Consider the following 4,242-nt stretch of genomic DNA (forward strand, 5'->3'; position numbering starts at 1 on the left):
GCCAGATACTTATAGAAAGGGTTTTTATAGTTTCTATCAGAATGGCACATTACAAAGCCACTATACGACCAGTGAAAAGCTGTCGCTGTTTGAGCGCGCATTTGATAAGTCACCACAATTAGCGGCTATGTCTGCTAACGAACTGCATTTGGCGACGCTGATTGATGGCACCATCAGCGTGGCTAAAGTTGATAACGAATATCCGCAAATATCATTCTCATCGCTTTGGCAAAAAGTCTGGTACGAAAGCTATCCTGAGCCACAATACGTTTGGCAATCAACGTCGGCGAACGATGACTTTGAAGAAAAATTCAGTTTAGTCCCTATCACATTCGGTACTATCAAAGCCGCTTTGTTTGCGATGATGTTTGCCGTGCCGGTTGCTGTGCTCGGAGCCATTTACACCGCATACTTCATGTCTCCACGAATGCGAAGAGTCGTGAAGCCGTCGATAGAACTGATGGAAGCTCTTCCGACCGTTATCATCGGATTCTTGGCTGGGCTTTGGTTTGCTCCCATTGTTGAAACGCATTTAACGGCCGTCTTCTCGTTAATGGTGCTATTACCACTGAGCACGCTACTGACTGGGCTTGTTTGGTTCTGTTTGCCAAAAATGGTGACGAGCCGTTTTACTAATGGTTGGCATGCTCTGATATTGATCCCGGTATTGGTGATTACTGTGATGGCAGTCTTTGCTGGTGAAAATGGTATGGAAGCCTTGTTGTTTGGTGGTGATATTCGTACCTTCTTGGCTAACTATGGCATCGACTTTGACCAACGGAATGCGCTGGTGGTTGGCTTCGCTATGGGCTTTGCTGTCATCCCGACAATTTTCACGATTGCAGAAGACGCTATTTTCTCTGTGCCAAAACATTTATCCGATGGCTCACTGGCGCTGGGCGCAACAGCGTGGCAGACCCTTATTTATGTGGTGTTATTGACGGCTAGCCCAGGTATCTTTTCTGCAATCATGATGGGGCTAGGACGAGCGGTTGGCGAGACTATGATTGTCTTGATGGCGACAGGTAACACCCCTATTCTTGACTGGAATATTTTGGAAGGGATGAGGACATTATCGGCAACAATTGCTGTCGAGTTACCAGAGTCCGAGGTGGGTGGTTCTCACTTCCGATTGTTGTTCTTAGCAGCACTCTTACTGTTTATTTTTACGTTCGCGGTGAACTCTGTCGCAGAGTGGGTTAGACAAAGACTGAGAGATAAATATCGTGCGCTGTAGTTTTAAAACTCTACCTCAATCTCTATCAATGGCTGTTCGCTGTTTGATTAGCGTATCTCACGAACTTGGCTCTTCCTTGGGTTCAGCACGTCAGAGCAAGGTCGTTCATAATGAATAAACTGAAGTCATTATTGTCTTGGATTAAATCAGGCTCTCCGTGGATATGGCTAACGGGTGGGGCGGTGAGCATCAGTATGCTTTCGGTTCTTGGCCTAATGCTGCTGATCGGCTGGAAGGGCTTAACCTATTTTTGGCCTGCTCCTTTGTACCAATGGCAAGTGGATTCCAAAGATGCATCGTTAGTTGTCGGCCTCGACGAAACGGTAGTAAAGCAAGATGTATTGATTGGCCAGTTATATGAACGAAAATACATCCCGATAGAGCAAGTCCCACAAGTACAAGACCTATTGTCGACTCAAAACCTGTCGACTGGGCTAATTCAGCGCTTAAGTATCAAAGTTGCCAACAGGGAGATTTATCCAGCGGACTTTGTTTCCATTTTGGATGTTAACTTACGTGAACCAACCACCCCACCTGACTGGGCTGTGATTGAGCGAAGTCGAGGTGGTTATTTCTTTGGTAAACCAGTGGGTTTTAAAACCACTTCTGGCACATTTGATTCGAACATAGACCAAAAGCTCGAGCAAGGCTTGGCGTTCGCTGATACGTTACGCAAAGAGACGTCGCGTGTTGTGAACCAAGAAATCCGCAATATCAGCTGGCAATTGGAAAACTTGCGTTTAGAAAAACGTAAGCTTGAACTCAATGAGTCAGTGAGCGATGAATACCTTAAAACCTATACTCAAACTAAATTGGAATTAAATCGCCAGTTGGCTGAAGCCGAAGTAAAGCTTGAGCATCTTAGAACACAGCTCAATGTCGAAAGCTTGTTGGTAGAAGATATGACAGGAGAGCAGGTTGAAATTTCGCTCAGTCATATTTTGGATTATTGGTACCCGAATAATATGTCTTATCTTGAAAAGGTTGGGCATTGGGGCAAACAAGTTTGGAAGTTCTTGTCGGAGAACCCACGAGACTCAAACTCTGAAGGCGGTGTGTTTCCTGCGATTTTTGGCACGGTACTGTTGGTTATTCTTATGTCGATTGTAGTAATGCCTCTTGGTGTGGTTGCTGCGATATATCTTCATGAATACGCAAAAAACAACGCACTAACACGTTTAATTCGTATCGCCGTAATTAACTTAGCGGGTGTACCGTCGATTGTGTATGGTGTCTTCGGCTTAGGATTCTTTGTGTATACCATCGGTGGTTCAATCGATTCTTTGTTTTACGCAGAACGGTTACCCGCTCCGACATTTGGTACGCCGGGTCTATTATGGTCCGCATTGACCTTGGCGGTATTAACATTACCCGTTGTTATTGTAACAACGGAAGAGGGCTTAACGCGTATCCCTAGCTCCGTGAGGCACGGTTCATTGGCGCTTGGCGCTACTCAATTTGAGACGCTTTGGCGCATTGTTTTACCAATGGCAAGCCCTGCGATTATCACGGGGTTGATATTGGCAATCGCGAGAGCTGCGGGGGAGGTGGCTCCATTAATGCTGGTGGGTGTTGTGAAGCTAGCATCAAGCTTACCTGTAGATGGTCAGTTCCCATATCTACACTTAGAGAGAAAGTTCATGCACTTAGGCTTCCATATCTACGATGTTGGTTTTCAAACATCTAATATCGAAGCGGCGCGCCCTTTAGTGTATGCGACTTCATTTTTACTGGTTACTGTGATTGTTGGATTGAATTTAACGGCCATCAATATCCGTAATAACTTGCGTGAAAAATACCGAACCTTAGGACAAGATTAGATGTTCTCGATTAATGAAACCTTGGGTTACCAAGCACCACTTGATGTTCACAATTTGAAGGATGAGCAAATTGCTATCTCGATTGAAGGGCTGAATCTTTATTATAAAGAGAGCCAAGCACTTGATGATATTTCAATGCAAATCCCAAAGGGACAGGTGACCGCGTTTATTGGCCCATCAGGGTGTGGTAAGTCGACTCTACTGCGCTGCATTAATCGCATGAACGATCTTGTTGAAGGTTGTAAGGTTTCCGGAAAAGTGAAGCTTCATGGCAAGAACGTCTATCACCCTAAGGTGGATGTCGCGACCTTACGACGCCGAGTCGGCATGGTGTTTCAACGTCCGAACCCTTTTCCTAAATCTATCTATGAGAATGTGGTTTATGGATTGAGGCTGCAAGGCGTGAGCAACAGCCGAGATCTTGATGATGCAGTTGAGCGCTCTCTGCGCGCCGCGGCGTTGTGGGATGAAGTCAAAGATCGTTTGCATGAGAACGCCTTTGGGTTATCGGGTGGTCAACAGCAGCGTTTAGTCATCGCTCGTGCGGTTGCCATCGAACCTGAAGTGCTGTTATTGGATGAGCCAACATCGGCACTCGATCCGATTTCTACTCTGACGATTGAAGAGCTGATCAACGATCTAAAAACACAATACACAGTGGTGATTGTTACCCACAACATGCAACAAGCCGCGCGTGTAAGTGACCATACTGCCTTTATTCATATGGGAAAATTGATCGAGTACTCAGATACTGACTCAATTTTTACGTCTCCATTGAAAAACCAGACGGAAGACTACATTACTGGTAGATATGGCTAACCTCTACAAAGGTGTCATCTAGAGCTAAGTCACTCTACAAAAATGGCTTTCTTCATTTCTTTCAAGGAGCAAGTATGCATTTCGGTCGCCACATTTCAGGGCAATTCAATGTCGAGTTAGAATCGATCCGTACTCATGTATTGACCATGGGCGGGTTAGTGGAGCAGCAACTCTCGTTTGCAATGCAGGCGCTCCATAAAGACGATGTTGAATTGGCCAAAAAAGTAATTCGTGACGACCATAAAGTGAATGCGATGGAAGTTTCAATCGATGAAGCATGTACTCGTATTATCGCGAAACGTCAGCCGACTGCCAAAGATCTGCGTTTGATTATGGCGATCATCAAAACCATTACTGATCTAGAAC

General features: G+C 45.3%; 4 protein-coding genes. All 4 read left to right on the plus strand.

Features of this window, described 5'->3' with window-relative positions:
- On the plus strand, positions 1-1,237 hold a 1,237-nt coding region (locus AB4653_RS21780), incomplete at its 5' end, for an ABC transporter permease subunit (protein ID WP_372105337.1).
- Positions 1,238-1,347: 110 nt separating this feature from the next.
- Positions 1,348-3,057: a phosphate ABC transporter permease PstA gene (gene pstA / locus AB4653_RS21785; protein ID WP_009848268.1), complete on the plus strand. Its 1,710-nt coding sequence runs from the start codon at positions 1,348-1,350 to the stop codon at positions 3,055-3,057.
- Positions 3,058-3,876 (plus strand): phosphate ABC transporter ATP-binding protein PstB, encoded by an 819-nt coding sequence (gene pstB / locus AB4653_RS21790; protein ID WP_009848269.1) that lies wholly within the window; start codon positions 3,058-3,060, stop codon positions 3,874-3,876.
- A gap of 74 nt (positions 3,877-3,950) precedes the next feature.
- Positions 3,951-4,242: PhoU domain-containing protein (locus AB4653_RS21795; RefSeq protein ID WP_372105338.1), on the plus strand; the 292-nt coding region annotated here is incomplete at its 3' end.

Origin of the sequence: Vibrio sp. 10N.222.48.A3 (assembly GCF_041475345.1) — a bacterium.
In the GTDB taxonomy this organism is placed as follows: Bacteria; Pseudomonadota; Gammaproteobacteria; order Enterobacterales; family Vibrionaceae; genus Vibrio; species Vibrio tasmaniensis_A.

Bases quoted from the DNA above. Each gene is read 5' to 3' on its own strand.
- pstA (WP_009848268.1), top strand. From the start codon at position 1,348: ATGAATAAACTGAAGTCATTATTGTCTTGGATTAAATCAGGCTCTCCG.
- pstB (WP_009848269.1), top strand. From the start codon at position 3,058: ATGTTCTCGATTAATGAAACCTTGGGTTACCAAGCACCACTTGATGTT.